This window comes from Amycolatopsis thermalba, from assembly GCF_023376025.1.
GTDB lineage: Bacteria > Actinomycetota > Actinomycetes > Mycobacteriales > Pseudonocardiaceae > Amycolatopsis_E > Amycolatopsis_E thermalba.
This window is the reverse complement of the sequence record NZ_CP091196.1, coordinates 2,494,942-2,507,747: the sequence shown is the minus strand read 5'-3', so window position 1 is coordinate 2,507,747 and position 12,806 is coordinate 2,494,942. Positions and strand designations below refer to the sequence as shown.

Sequence of the window (12,806 nt, the reverse complement as noted above, 5' to 3'; positions counted from 1 at the left end):
GGTGAACGTCTCCGACGCGTCCGTCGACTTCGGACACCTGGTGCGGCGGCGGCCGTCCGCCGTGGTGCGCCCGCGCTCGGCCGCGGAGATCGCCGGTGTCGTCCGGAGCGCGGCGGCGGACGGTGTGCCGGTCGCGGCGCGGGGACGCGGTCACTCCGGGTACGGGCAAGCGTTGACGGACGGTGTCGTGGCCGACATGTCCACGCTGGCGGCGGTGCACGAAGCAGGTGACGACCGGATCGTGGTGGACGCGGGCGCGGGGTGGGACGCGGTGCTCGCGGCGGCGTGGGAGCGCGGGCGCACGCCGCCGGTGCTGACCGACTACCTGGGGTTGTCGGTGGGCGGCACGTTGTCGGCCGGCGGGATCGGCGGGACCAGCTTCCGGCACGGGTTGCAGACCGACACGGTGCTTTCGCTGGAGGTCGTCACGGGTGATGGTGTGGTGCGGACGTGCGGGCCGGGGGACGAGCTGTTCGCGGCGGTGCTGGGCGGGCTGGGCCAGTGCGGGATCATCACGCGTGCCACGCTGCGGCTGGTCCCCGCACCGGCGCACGTGCGCCGTCAGGAGCTGGACTACGACACGGTGGCGGCGGCGGCGCTCGATCAGGTCCGGTTCATCTCCGAGGACCGGTTCGACTTCGTGCAGGGGCAGGTTCGTTTTGGCGGCTCCGGGCGGCGGGTGTTCCTGGAGACGTACTCCGAAGGGGGCGGGGACCTGCCGTTCCTGGAGTTCCAGCACCGGCTGGACGCCGCGGAGGCGCTGCTGACCGGGACCGGCGCGTGGTTCCACCCGCACCCGTGGTGGAACTGCTTCCTGCCCGAGCCGGCCGCGGTGGACTTCCTGAGCACGCTGGTGGAGCGGCTGAGGCCGGAGGATCTCGGCGAGGCCGGGTGTGTGCTGTTCTACCCCGTCTTCACCGGCCGGGTGCGGGCTCCGCTGGTGCGTCTGCCGGCCGAGCGGATCGCCTTCCTGGTCGCGCTCCTGCGCTTCCCCCGGACGACGCCGCGCTGGCGGCCCGGCAGGTCACGGAGAACCGCCGCTTCTACGAGGAGGCCCGCGAGCTGGGTGGAGTGACGTACCCGATCGGCGCGATCCCCTTCACGCCCCCGGACTGGCACCACCACTTCGGCGACCAGTGGCCGTCCCTGCGAGCATGGAAGTCCCGCTACGACCCGGCGGGCGTGCTGACCCCGGGACCGGGGATCTTCTGAGGGGCCTCAGTTACCCGGACCAGGAAGCCCCAGCCGCTCCAGGCACTCCCCGCTGCCCCACCACGCGCAACACCCCCACCGGCGCCAGTCAGCCAACCGCGCCACCCGCGCCGGGCGCTCCCCAGCCACTCCCCCACTCGCGGCGGTGAACCCGGCCCAAGCCCCTCCACCAGACACGGCAGCTCAGCCACCCACGCCAGGCACTCCCCGCTGCCCCACCACGCGCAGCACCCCCACCACCGGCGCCAGCCACCCCAACTCAACCACCCGCACCGGGCGCTCCCAGCCACTCCCCCACTCGCGCCCGCGCCCCGCCCCAGGCCCCAATCCCCTCCGCCGAACGCCACCCCCACCACCTCAGCCGCTCGTGTCCGTCACCGCCAGCCGCTGCGCCAGGCGCGCGATCCCGTCCCGGATCATGCGGCCGTAACCGTCGTCCGCCAGCGTGCCGATCTCCGCCTGCGCCTCGGCCAGGTGCTCGCGCGCCCGCCGCACATCACCCAGCCGGCGATACACGTCGCCCAGGTTCAGGTGCAGCGACGGGAAGAACCCCCGCACCTCCGCGGGATCGGCGGCCCGCGCCACCTCCAGCGCGCGGAGGTCCCACCGCAACTCCTCCTCCGGCGACTCCTGCCGGTCGGCCAGGAAGTGCGCCGCCGCGCAGCGGTCGACCGCCGGCCCCTCCTCCCACAACCGCAACAGGATCCGCCGCGCCTCGGCCGGTTCCGCCGTCATCGCCCGGGCCAGCTCTTCTCTCGACATACGCCCACGTTGCCCCTTCGACCGGCTCGAAGGTCAAGCCGTCGCTACCCTGGAGCACACGAACGACGCTGGGGGCGCCATGGGGGTACGTCACTACCTGCGGAACGAGCGCCGCACGTTCGCAGCCATCGGGCTCGCGCTGCGCGGCAGGAAAGCGCTTGCGGCCGACGCCGACGCGATGCCCTATTCGCGGGCACAGCGCCCGCTGCTGATCGTGTTCGCCGTCCTGACCGTGGCCGAGGGCCTGCTGTTCGTGCTCGTCGGCTTCGGGGTCGCGGTGCACCTCGTCCTCGCCGTCGTCGAGGTGTACTCGTTGCTCCTCCTGCTGGGTCTGCTGTGCTCGATGACCTGCTACCCGCACAGCGCCTCACCCGAGGAAGTCCGGGTCCGGTACGGCGCCTACGTGGACGTCCCGATCCCCGCGGACGCCATCGCCGCGGCGCGTATCCGGCGCGAAGACCACTCCGGCAAGCCGATGATCCACCTCGCCGGCGACATCTTCACCCTCGCGCTGTCCTGGCAGACGAACGTGGTGCTCGAACTCCACCACCCGGTGACCGTCACGCGTCCCCTCGGCCGGACCGGTGAGGCGCGCACGATCCGGTTCTACGCCGACGACCCGGACGCCGCGGTCCGCGCGATCACCACCGCGCTGGCGGACCGCCCGCGCCGCGGTTGACGGCGGGTCACGAGCGCGCTCCGCGGTTCCCGGTGGCCAGCAGCCACAGCAGGTACGGCGCCCCGACCGCCCCGGTGACGACCCCCACCGGCAGCTGGTGCGCGCCGCTGAGCAGGTGCTGCGCGGCGAAGTCCGCGACGAGCGTGACCAGCGCACCGACCAGCGCGGACGGGACCAGCCCCGGTCGCCCGGTGCGCAGGACGCGCGTCGCGATCGGCCCGGACAGGAACGCCACGAACGCGATCGGCCCGCCGACCGACGTCGCCACCCCGCACAGCGCGGCGGCCAGCGCCAGCAACCCGAGCCGCACCCGGTCCACGCGCACGCCCAGTCCCTTGGCGGCGTCGTCGCCGAGCTGCAGCACCGCCAGCGCGCGCCCGAGCAGCAACGCGGCCGGCACGAGCACGACCAGGAACACCGCCGCCATCCGGACCTCGCCCCAGCCGACGCGGCCGAAGCTGCCGGTGATCCACACCAGCGCCTGCGCGGCGATCCGCACGTCCGCGCGGGTCAGGAAGTAGGACATGGCGCTCGCGGCCAGCGCGGCGACCCCGATGCCGACCAGCACGAGCCGGTGCCCGGTGACGCCGCGCCGCCAGGCCAGCACGTAGATCAGCACCGACGTGAGGAGACCGCCGGTGAGCGCGGCGGCGGGCACGACCAGCCCGGACACGCCGAAGGTGATCAGGCACAGCACCGCGGCCAGCGACGAGCCCGCGGTCACGCCGATGACGTCCGGGCTGGCGAGCGGATTGCGCAGGAGCCGCTGGAACAGGGCGCCGGACAGGCCGAACGCGAACCCGGCCAGCAGCCCGGCGAGCGCGCGGGGCAGCCGCAGCCGCAGCACGATGTAGTCGTCCCGGACCGTGCCGCCGCCGAACAGCGTGCGCACCACGTCGGGCAGCGCGATCGGGAAGTCCCCGATGGACAGTGCGAGCAGGAAGACCGCGAGCACCGCCACGGCCAGCGCGGCGGTGACGATCGCGGTCCGGCGCGCCGTGCGGCGGTGGACCGCCAGGACCGTGCTCATCCGCGCACCCGCTTCCGGCGCACCAGCGCGATGAACACGGGCGCGCCGATCGCGGCCGTCACGATGCCGACCTGGAGCTCGCCGGGCTGCGCGAGCACCCGCCCGAGGATGTCGGCGGCCAGCAGCACCAGCGGCGCCAGCACCATCGAGTACGGCAGCAGCCACCGGTGGTCCGGACCGGTGATCAGCCGCGCGGCGTGCGGCACCATCAGGCCGACGAAGGCGATCGGGCCGGCCATCGCGGTCGCCGTGCCGCACAGGATCACCACGGCCAGCGCACACAGCGCCCGGCCGGCGTTGACGTTCACCCCGAGCCCGCGGGCCACGTCGTCGCCCATCGCCAGGCCGTTGAGGGCGCGCGCGGCGGCCAGGGCCAGCACGAAGCCCACGACCAGGAACGGCAGCGCCTGCGTGACCACCGCGGAGTCGCGGCCGGCCAGCGAGCCGACCTGCCAGAACCGGAACTGCTCGTAGGTGGCGTTGTCGGTGACCAGGATGCCGGTGGTCAGCGACCGGAACGCGGCCTCGCACGCGGCGCCGGTGAGCGCGATCTTCAGCGGGGTGACGCGGTCGCGGCCGAGCGAGCCGATGCCGTAGACGAGGACCGCCGCGAGCGCCGCGCCGAGGAACGCGAACCAGACGTACCCGGTCATCGACTGGATCCCGGCGAGGCTGATCGCGGCGACCACGCACAGCGACGCCCCCGCGTTGACGCCGAGGATGCCGGGATCGGCGAGCGGGTTGCGGGTGACGCCCTGGATGATCGCCCCGGCCAGGCCGAGCGCGGCGCCGGCCAGCACCCCGATCAGGGTCCGCGGGATCCGGATCTGCCACACGATCAGGTGGTCCGGGTTCGCCGGATCGTGGTGCAGCAGGGCGTCGGCGACGACCGACGGCGGGAGCCCCTTGGCCCCACCGCGACGCTGGCCACCACGGCCAGCCCCAGCGCCACCAGGCCCAGGATCAGGCCCAGGCCGAGCGGGGCCCGGCGGCGCTGGGGGAGTCCGGTCGTGGGTTCGCGGAGCACCTCGCTCAGCGTGCCATCGCCTCGGTGATCATCGGCACCACCTTGTCGATCGCGTAGCTCAGGCCCAGCGGGGTGGCGCTGGCGAAGGCCTGCGAGATCGTCTGGTCGGACAGCACGACCACGTGCCCGGCCTTGACCGACGGCACCGCCTGGAACAGCGGGTCGCTGCCGATCTGGCTCGCGTCGATGCCGATCGGCGACATGACGGTGAGGTCAGCGTCGAACAGGTCCATCCGCTCCGGGGAGACGGTGATGTAGAAGTCCTTCCCGGCCAGCGCCTGCACCCGCGGGGACTGCGTGAAGCCGAGGCGCTCCAGGAACTCGACGCGGGCGCCGCCGTTGACGTAGGCGCCGTAGGAGGTGGCCATCTTCGCGCCGACCGCGACGGTCTTGCCCTTGAACTCGGGGTGCGCGTCGGCCGCTTGGGCGAACTTGGCGTCCAGGTCGCCCTTCACCTGCTCGGCCTGGGCGGTCCGGCCGAGCGCCTTGCCGATCATGTCGAGCTGCTGTTGCCAGGTGGTCGCGTAGGCCTCGCCGCCGGCCGGGATGCCCAGGACGGGGACGCCGAGGGCGGCCAGCTGGTCGTAGCGGGCCCGGTCGCCGCTGGCGCGGGTGTCCAGGATCAGGTCCGGGTTCAGCGCGGCGACCTGCTCGGCGCTGACCTCCATCGTGCCGAGCATCGTGGGCGCGGTCGTGTAGCGCTTGTCCTGCGGCATCCACGGCGCGACGCCGTCGCCGCCGATCGGCAGCCAGTCCGCGGCGCCCACCGGCTGCACCCCGAGGGTCAGCGCGACCTCCGCATCACCCCATCCGAGCGCGACGACCCGCTGCGGCTGCCGGTCGATCGTGACGTCACCGAACGCGGTCGGGATGGTGACCGGGAACTGGCCGGTGGCCGGGGTCGCCGGCTCGGCCGGGCCCTGCTCCGCGGGCGAGCCGCAACCCGCGAGCACGAGGACCGCGCCCAGGAGGAGAGCCAGGAGGGAACCGCGCGCACGCGGCCGTGGGAAACGCATGGGAAACCTCTCGGGATTAGGCAAGCCGATCCTAAATCAACGCCGGGGTGCGCGGTCCAGATGGCCGTGATCACAGGCGGGGGTGGCGCTTCCGGCTCGCAGGGTGTGCCATGGACTGGCCGTGGTTTCGGCGAGCGGGACGGCCGCTCGCAGCGCTTTGAGCAGACAGGGCGTAGGTGAGCGGGATGGACGACGCACCGGCGAGGGGCGAGTTCGTGCTCGACCTGCCGGACCCGGTGCCGCCGCTGGTGCGGGTGCGCCGGTGGATCGCGGCCGAGCTGGCCGACCTGGGGGACGCCCGGGTGGCCGCGGTGCAGCTGGTGGCGACCGAGCTGCTCACGAACGCCTACGACCACGGCGGCGGGCACGGCCGGATCCGCCTGTCCCGCAGCGGCAACCGAATCCTGGTGGAGGTCGACGACGGGTCCCCGGACCCCCCGCTGCTGGGCGACGGGAACCCGAAGTCGCCACGCGGACGGGGCCTGGTGCTGGCAGACAGGCTGTCGGCCGCGTGGGGACACCGGCTGAGGGCGGACGGCGGAAAGGCGGTGTGGGCGGTGATCGACGGTTCAGCCGCCACCGGCGCCGGTTGAGCAAGTGCGGCGACCGGGTACCGCGCACCGTGACAGGGCCAGCACGATCAGCGCCGCCCTGCTCCCCGTGGGCTGCCTCGGCCTGGCACGTCGCGGTCCACTGCGGACGCACCCTGCGGCGCCTCCGCGGTGACGTGTGCGAAGACCCCGGACCAGGACGGCGTGCGGCACGGGCCGGTGGCGCTGACGATGGTGATCATGGTGGCGTCTCGTGCCGTTCGGGCTGGCCCTGAGCGGTCGGGCTGCGGATGATTGACCGACCCCCCCCCCCGGCAGCGCGGTGGCGCGGGCCCTGCCGTTCTGGTTCAGCCGGGAGATCGGCACGTACGCGATCGAGGGCGTGGACAGCGGCTGCCTGGTGCGCGGAGTGCTGCACGGGGTGGCATGCACGGCGGTGCTGCTGGCCGCGGTAGCGGTGGCGTCGTCGGTGCGCCTGCGGCAGCGGACGCACCTGAAGTTCCTCGGGCCTCGCTGACGCGGGGGCGCCGCGGTGCCGCCGGCACGGCAGCATCCCCGCCGTGGCGACGGACGCACCGCCAGGTCGTCGTCTCACTGAGGTGAGGGCGCCGCGTGGCGCGCGGCGGTGCTCCTGGCCGCAATCGCCGCGGCCTCGACGCTGCGGGGGCGACAGCGGCCGCACCTGAAGTTCCTCGGCCCCCTGACGCGGAGTTGCCGCGGGCGTCCACCGCGATGCCCGGCACGGCAACATCCCCGCCGTGGCAACGGACGCACCGCCAGGTCGCCGCGCCCCGCTGACGCCAGGTCACCCCACCGGAACTCCCTTCGAAAGTTGTGGTCCGAACGGAGTCACTTCTTCCTGTTTGCGACCTTCCAGTGGCCAGTTCGCGACAGACATCTTCCTACCGTGCGCAGAAGTGGTTAGTTTCCCAGAGCATCAGTAGCCCGCTGCTGGGAGGGCAGAGATCAATGTCGATCCGATCCCGTTTCACGCTGCCGGCCGGTCTCCGGGCGGGCGTGAAGTGACCGCCACGCTCGACCAACCCCTCAGAGCCGCCCTGCTCACCGCCGAAGAGCTGGCGGTCCTCGCGCTGCTCGCCGACGGCCTGCCCGTCGACGCGGTCGCGCGGCGGCTCAACCTGTCCAAACGCACGGTGCAGCGCCGGATCCGGCGCATCTGCGACCGGCTGGACGTGCACGCCCCGATCCAGGCCGTGGTCTGGGCCGCGCGGCGCAAGCTCATCTGAACCCGAGCGGGAGAACCCCGCGCAGCCCAGGAAATCCGAGCGAGGGATGGTATGCGCCACCGACGTGTCCTCGAACCGAACCGATCAAGACGCCGGTTCCGCCGGGTACTGGCCCAGTTGTGCGGGCTGGTCCTGCTCACCGCCGTGCCCGTGCTGCCCGCACTCGCGGCACCGGCACCCCCACCACAGCAACCACCAGCCGCCGCGCCCGAACCCGTCCGGGTCCTGGTCTTCCACGGCCCCTCCGACCGCCAGGCCGACCCCGTCAACACGGCCGCCGCGGCCATCCAGGAACTCGGCCGCACCGGCGGATTCCAGGCCGACGTCGCCGCCGACCCGGCCGCCTTCACCCCGGCCAACCTCGCCCGCTACCGCGGCGTCGTGTTCCTCTCCGCGAACTCGGTCACGCTCAGCGCCGCGCAGGAGGACGCGCTCAAGGCGTTCGTCGCCGCGGGCAACGGGTTCGTCGGCGTCCACGACGCCGCTCGCGCGCAGTCCACATCGGACTGGTTCACCGGCCTGATCGGCACCCGGCCCACCACCAGCCCGGACACCGTGCAGCAGGCCGTCGTCGACGTGACCGACCGCCAGCACCCGGCCAACGCCGGCCTGCCGCTGAACTGGACCCGCTCCGACCAGTGGCTGAACTGGAGCCCGAACCCGGTCGGCCAGGTGCACACGATCGCGCAGGTCGAGGAGTGGAAGTACCAGCCGGGGCAGGGCGCCAACGGCGCGTTCCACCCGGTGTCCTGGTGCCGCGACTACTCCGGCGGCCGCTCCTTCTACACCGGCATGGGCCGCACCGTCGAGAGCTACACCACCGACCAGCTCTTCCGCGGCCACCTGCTCGGCGCGATCCGCTGGACCACCGGCATGGTGCGCGGCGACTGCAAGGCCACGATCGCCTCGAACTACACCGTCGAGCGGCTCACCAAGCAGAACGCGCCCGGCCAGCTCGACCAGATCGGCGAACCCCACGGCCTGACCATCGCCCCCGACGGCAAGGTGTTCTACATCGGCAAGGCCGCCTGCCCGTCCGGCCCGATCGTGGACTGGAACGACCCCAACGTGGGCCTGGGCTGCGGCACCATCCACCAGTGGGACCCGAAGACCAAGCAGGTCAAGCTGCTCACCACGCTGCCCGTGATGGGCAACCGCGGCAGCGGTGACGAACTGGTCAAGAACGAAGAGGGCCTGGTGGGCATGACGCTCGACCCGGACTTCGCGCGCAACGGCTGGTTCTACGTCTACTGGATGCCGCACTCCTCCATCGACCGGGAGAAGCGGATCGGCCAGCGCACGGTGTCCCGCTTCACCTACGACGCCGCGCGCCAGACCATCGACCAGGCCACCCGCAAGGACCTGCTGCACTGGCCGGCGCAGATCCACAGCTGCTGCCACGCCGGTGGCGGCATGGCGTTCGACGACGCCGGCAACCTCTACATCGGCGTCGGGGACAACAACTCCTCCGGCGGCTCCGACGGCTACTCCGGCAACAACTGGACGGCCGAGTACCAGGGCGTCTCGTTCCAGGACGCGCGCCGCACGTCGGGCAACACCAACGACCTCAACGGCAAGATCCTGCGCATCCACCCGGAGCCGGACGGCACCTACACGATCCCGCCGGGCAACCTGTTCACCGGCACCGAGGAGGGCGGCGGCAAGACCCGCCCGGAGATCTACGTGATGGGCGTGCGCAACATCGCCCGGCTGGCCGTCGACAAGCAGCACGACTGGCTCACCGCGGGCTGGGTCGGCCCGGACGCCGGCGCGCCGAACCCGGAACTGGGGCCGGCCAAGTACGAGACGGCCACCGTCATCACCTCGGCGGGCAACCAGGGCTGGCCGTACTGCATGGGCAACCGGCAGCCCTACCGCGACCGCAGCAACACCGACGCCAGCGTGCTCACCGGCTGGTACGACTGCGACAACCTGAAGAACACCTCGCCGCGCAACACCGGCCTGGTGGACATCCCGCCCGCCCGGGACAACGCGATCTGGTACTCGCCGCAGGGCGGCGGCCCGGTCTACCCGGCGCGCGCGGACGGCAGCGGCGTCCCGTCCTACGTGCAGTCCGAGGCGACCTACACCGAGCCCTACCTCAAGGGCGGCGGGCAGGCCGTGATGTCCGGTCCGACCTACCACCGCGCCGAGGTGAACACCGCCAGCGGTGTCGCGTGGCCGGCGTACTGGGAGGACAAGTGGTTCATCGGTGACGAGTCCAACGGCAACAACCGGATCGCGGTGACGCTGGACCCGGCGCGCGTGCCTGCCCAGGGCGCGCCCGCGTTCGCCGAGGACCTGCGGCAGATCATCAAGGGCGGCGGTGGCGACACCGGCCTGCAGAGCTGGATGGACGCCAAGTTCGGCCCGGACGGCGCGCTGTACCTGCTGGACTACGCGGGCGGCTTCTTCAGCCTCGACCCCAACCAGAAGCTGCTGCGCATCACCTACCACGGCGGGGCGGCCACCCCGGCTCCCGCGGCCGCCACGGTCGGGACCACCACGCAGGCCGGCCCGATGACCATGGCGTTCACCGGCGCCAAGGCCGGTGGCGTCGCGTGGCGCTGGGACTTCGGTGACGGCACCACCTCCACCGAGGCCAACCCGAAGCACACCTACCTGCGCGGCGGCACGTACTACGCGACGCTGGAGGTCACCTACGCCGACGGGGAGAAGGCCACCGCGAACCTGCCGGTGACCGTCAGCTGCCCGGCGCCCGACGCCCGGCAGAAGGTGTGGCTGCTGGACAGCGAAACCGCGGTGCCCAACCGCAACATCGGACTCGCCTGCACGATCAACGACCTGGTCGACGACGAGCGGCCGTGGGCGAGCCACGACGCGTTCACCGCGTACGTGACCGACGTGGCGGCGAAGCTGCGTGGCTTCGGGCTGCTGTCCGACAAGGAGGCCAACCAGCTGACCCGGGCGGCCTCGGCGTCCCAGGTCGGCCGGTCCACCGCCTACGAATGGCTCTTCGACGGCACCTCGACGGCCGGCTGGAGCCAGGCGCCGGACGGCCGGTTCGACCTGCAACCGGACGGCACGCTGCACAGCGCGGGCGGCATGGGCATGCTGTGGTACTCCGGCAAGGCGTTCGGCGACTTCTCGGTGCGGCTGCAGTTCCGGGACGTGGCACCGGCCGGTGACCGGGCCAACAGCGGGGTGTTCACGCGGTTCCCCGATCCGCGCATCCCGCTGGAGCAACGCCCGCCGGGCAGCTGCGGCACGGTCGGCTCGGCGCGGACCTCGCAGGCGTGGGTCGCGATCTACTGTGGACAGGAGATCCAGATCAACGACAACACCGCGGGTGACGCGCAGAAGACCGGTTCGGTCTACAACTTCTCGCAGGTGGGCCTGGACCGGGCGATGCCGACGCCGAAGGGCGTGTGGAACGACTACGAGGTGCGGGTGACCGGCCAGCACTACACGGTCATCCGCAACGGCGTGGTGATCAACGAGTTCGACAACACGCCCGGCAAGCAGTCGTCGCGTGCCGGTGACCCGCCGACCGATCTGCGGCAGTTCTTCAGCGGGTTCATCGGGCTGCAGAACCACAGCGACCGCGACGTGATCGAGTTCCGCAACATCCGGGTGCGGCAGCTGTAAGCAACTCCCGTTTCCCCGGTGGCGCCGCCGCGCGCGGCGCCACCGGGCTCCCCCCTGCGAGGAAACCCATGAGAATTCTGCGTGGCGCGCTCGTGGCCGCGACGGCGGGACTGTGCCTGCTCACCGGCACGACCACCGCCGCGGTCGCCGAGCCGGTGCCGATCACCGCGGCGGCCGAGCAGGTGCTGACCTGGACCGCCGACGACAGCCTGACCGAGTACGCCTCGGCGCCGGCGACGGCGGTGGCGGGCCCGGCGACCATCGTGTTCGAGAACAGCACGGACACCGGCAACACCACCGGCATGACGCACACCCTGACCTTCGACACGTCGACGCCGGGCTACAACCACGACGTCGACCTCAACATCACCGCGAGCCCGCTGGACGCCCAGCACGGGCTGCACCAGGCGCAGGTGACCCTCACCCCGGGCAAGTACCGCTACTACTGCGCGATGCCCGGGCACACGATGAGCGGCGAGCTGATCGTCACCGAGAGCGGCGAGCAGGACACGACGCCGCCCGAGGTGACCGCGTCCGTCGACGGCACCACCGACGCCGACGGCAACTACGTCGGCACGGCCACGCTCACGCTGACCGCGACCGACGACAGCTCCGGGGTCGGGACCGTCGAATACACCCTCGACGACGACACCTACCGCCCGTACAGCGGGCCGGTCACGATCACCGCGCCCGGCGCGCACACCGTGCACTACCGCGCCACCGACAAGGCGGGCAACGCGAGCGACCCGAAGACCCTGGTGATCAACGTCGTGCAGCCCAACGACGACACCACCGCGCCGCAGGTGACCGCGAGCGTCGCCGGTGAGCGCAACGACGCCGGGAACTACGCGGGCAGCGCCACCGTGACGCTCAGCGCGACCGACGCCGAGTCTGGCGTGGCGAAGGTCGAGTACACGATGGACGGCGGCGGGTACGTGACCTACACCCAGCCGGTCGTGCTCGGCACCGGCACCCACACGCTGACCTACCGCGCCACCGACAAGGCCGGCAACACCAGCGAGCCGAAAACCCTGACGGTGCAGGTGGATCCGCTCGGCGACGTCGTCGCGCCCTACGTGACGGCCGACCTGGACGGCGAGCTGAACACCGAGGGCTCCTACGTCGGCAAGGCCACGCTCGTCCTGGCCGCCACCGACACCGAATCCGGGATCGCCTCCATCGAGTACGACCTGGACGGCGCCGGTTTCGTCCGCTACGGCCAGCCGGTGACCATCACCGCGGTCGGCACGCACATGCTGCACTACCGGGCGACCGACCGGGCAGGCAACACCAGCGCGGTGCGGATGCTGTCGTTCACCATCGCCGAAGCCGGCGACCTGACCGCGCCCGTCGTGTCCGTGCAGCTGTCCGGGGCGCAGAACTGGTCGTGGGACTACGTGGGCCCGGTGACGGTCACGCTGTCCGCGACGGACGAGGCCTCGGGTGTCGCGCGCATCCAGTACTCGCTGGACGGCAACGTGTTCACCCGCTACCGCAAGCCGTTCGTCGTCGACCGCGTCGGCACCCACACGATCCGCTACCGCGCCACCGACGAGGCAGGCAACACCAGCGAGATCGGCAGCGTCACGTTCACCATCGTGTCGTCGAGCGGCCCCTCGAAGCAGGAGCGGCAGCCGAACCCGGCGTTCGAACGCATGGTGTGACTCCTCCCT

Annotated in this window: 11 protein-coding genes and 1 pseudogene; 8 read left to right on the top strand and 4 right to left on the bottom strand. The window is 72.3% G+C overall.

All coding sequences use genetic code 11. From position 1 onward, the window contains the following. The first annotated feature begins 1 nt into the window (after position 1). Together L1857_RS12320 and L1857_RS35390 are read left to right on the top strand one after the other, a co-directional pair. Positions 2-1,075: an FAD-binding protein gene (locus L1857_RS12320; protein WP_283258009.1), complete on the top strand. Its 1,074-nt coding sequence runs from the start codon at positions 2-4 to the stop codon at positions 1,073-1,075. After that, positions 1,072-1,212, top strand: coding sequence for a hypothetical protein (locus L1857_RS35390; RefSeq protein ID WP_283258008.1), 141 nt, complete (start codon positions 1,072-1,074; stop codon positions 1,210-1,212). Before L1857_RS12320 ends, L1857_RS35390 begins: the two co-directional genes overlap by 4 nt. A 357-nt stretch (positions 1,213-1,569) precedes the next feature. On the opposite strand, the gene L1857_RS12315 is transcribed toward L1857_RS35390, so the two are convergent. Continuing rightward, complete coding sequence (locus L1857_RS12315) at positions 1,570-1,974, bottom strand: hypothetical protein (protein WP_116113028.1); 405 nt, start codon at positions 1,972-1,974, stop codon at positions 1,570-1,572. Between the two features lie 79 nt (positions 1,975-2,053). Here L1857_RS12315 and L1857_RS12310 point away from each other — a divergent pair, with 79 nt between their 5' ends. After that, a complete protein-coding gene (locus L1857_RS12310; RefSeq protein WP_094004809.1) occupies positions 2,054-2,653 on the top strand; it encodes a hypothetical protein in 600 nt (199 codons plus the stop codon). A gap of 7 nt (positions 2,654-2,660) precedes the next feature. On the opposite strand, the gene L1857_RS12305 is transcribed toward L1857_RS12310, so the two are convergent. The 3 genes and pseudogenes from L1857_RS12305 to L1857_RS12295 form a co-directional block, all read right to left on the bottom strand. Beyond that, the gene (locus L1857_RS12305) at positions 2,661-3,683 is read right to left on the bottom strand and encodes a FecCD family ABC transporter permease (RefSeq protein ID WP_094004808.1); all 1,023 of its coding nucleotides are present in this window, start codon (positions 3,681-3,683) and stop codon (positions 2,661-2,663) included. Beyond that, positions 3,680-4,710 (bottom strand): annotated as a pseudogene (locus L1857_RS12300) (FecCD family ABC transporter permease). Before L1857_RS12300 ends, L1857_RS12305 begins: the two are co-directional and overlap by 4 nt. 5 nt (positions 4,711-4,715) lie before the next feature. Continuing rightward, positions 4,716-5,726, bottom strand: a complete 1,011-nt coding sequence (locus L1857_RS12295; protein ID WP_094004806.1) for an iron-siderophore ABC transporter substrate-binding protein — start codon at positions 5,724-5,726, stop codon at positions 4,716-4,718. Between the two features lie 185 nt (positions 5,727-5,911). Here L1857_RS12295 and L1857_RS12290 point away from each other — a divergent pair, with 185 nt between their 5' ends. The 5 genes from L1857_RS12290 to L1857_RS12270 all read left to right on the top strand — a co-directional run bounded on the left by L1857_RS12290 (position 5,912) and on the right by L1857_RS12270 (position 12,797). Then, on the top strand, positions 5,912-6,319 hold the full coding sequence (locus tag L1857_RS12290) for an ATP-binding protein (protein WP_116113037.1): 408 nt from the start codon (positions 5,912-5,914) through the stop codon (positions 6,317-6,319). Between the two features lie 280 nt (positions 6,320-6,599). After that, a complete protein-coding gene (locus L1857_RS12285) occupies positions 6,600-6,794 on the top strand; it encodes a hypothetical protein (RefSeq protein ID WP_205413357.1) in 195 nt (64 codons plus the stop codon). Positions 6,795-7,299: 505 nt separating this feature from the next. After that, the gene (locus tag L1857_RS12280; protein WP_094004804.1) at positions 7,300-7,524 is read left to right on the top strand and encodes a response regulator transcription factor; all 225 of its coding nucleotides are present in this window, start codon (positions 7,300-7,302) and stop codon (positions 7,522-7,524) included. Between the two features lie 51 nt (positions 7,525-7,575). Beyond that, positions 7,576-11,133, top strand: a complete 3,558-nt coding sequence (locus tag L1857_RS12275; protein WP_116113040.1) for a ThuA domain-containing protein — start codon at positions 7,576-7,578, stop codon at positions 11,131-11,133. Between the two features lie 68 nt (positions 11,134-11,201). Then, entirely contained in the window at positions 11,202-12,797 is a 1,596-nt protein-coding gene (locus L1857_RS12270) for an OmpL47-type beta-barrel domain-containing protein (protein WP_240323348.1), read from the top strand. Positions 12,798-12,806 lie beyond the last annotated feature (9 nt).